Source organism: Delftia sp. ZNC0008, from assembly GCF_000799035.1.
GTDB lineage: Bacteria > Pseudomonadota > Gammaproteobacteria > Burkholderiales > Burkholderiaceae_C > Comamonas > Comamonas tsuruhatensis.
This window is the reverse complement of sequence record NZ_JTKZ01000758.1, coordinates 1,670-2,552: the sequence shown is the minus strand read 5'-3', so window position 1 is coordinate 2,552 and position 883 is coordinate 1,670. Positions and strand designations below refer to the sequence as shown.

The 883-nt window shown below is 70.8% G+C and carries 1 protein-coding gene and 1 pseudogene; one reads left to right on the top strand and one right to left on the bottom strand.

The genetic code is table 11. The features are described from left to right. On the bottom strand, window positions 1-605 hold a 605-nt coding region (gene radC, locus L995_RS24670; RefSeq protein WP_047474023.1), incomplete at its 3' end, for a RadC family protein. Between the two features lie 97 nt (window positions 606-702). Here radC and L995_RS34495 point away from each other — a divergent pair. Beyond that, window positions 703-883: pseudogene (locus L995_RS34495) on the top strand (FKBP-type peptidyl-prolyl cis-trans isomerase); the annotation flags it as partial.

Below are 883 nucleotides of genomic sequence, written 5' to 3'. Positions count from 1 at the left end.
CCGCGTCCCAGGGCAGCCTGCAGGCTCTGCGTGACGGCCCTGTCCGCAGCGCTGGCCTGGACATGGCCGCTGGGGTGGTTGTGGGCCAGGATGACGGCACCCGCGTGGTGGTGCAGGGCGCGCAGCACCACTTCCCGGGGATAGACGCTGGTGCGCGTGAGCGTGCCGCGGAACATCTCCTCCAGCGCGATCAGCCGGTGCTGGCTGTCCAGGAACAGCACGGCGAACACCTCGTGCTGGCGTGCCGCCAGGTGCAGCTGCAGGTAGCGCGCCACGGCGTCGGGCGAGGCCAGGGCAGGGCGCTCGCGCAGTTGCTCGGCCGTGGCGCGGCGCGCCAGTTCGAGCACGGCCAGGAGTTGTGCGCACTTGGAAGGCCCCAGCCCCTTGATGGCCTTCAGGTCGGCGTGCCCGGCCTGCAGCAGCCCGGACAGGCCGGGCCGGCCGGGCAGCTGCAGCAGTTCCTGGGCCAGCTGCAGCACACCCTTGCCGGCCATGCCGGTGCGCAGCACGATGGCCAGCAGTTCGATGTCGGAAAGCGCCGAGGGGCCGTGTGCCGCGAGCCTTTCGCGCGGCTGGGCCTGGGCGGGCAGGTCTTTGAGAGCCATGGTTCAGCCAGGTGAGGGGCGCCGCAGGGGCACCGTTGCACGGGGCGTGGGGGCATGGATGTTTTTCTACAATACGGGCCAGTTTATCGGGACTTCCATGACCTCTAGCGCTTCTTCCCCGGCCCACCCCACGGTCCAGGCCGGCTCGTTCCTCACGCTGCACTACCGCCTGTCCGGGCCTGCAGGCGATGTGATCAACACCTTCAACGACAAGCCCGCCACGCTGTCCCTGGGCGCGGGCGAGCTGTCGCCCGCCGTCGAGCAGCGCCTGCTGGGCC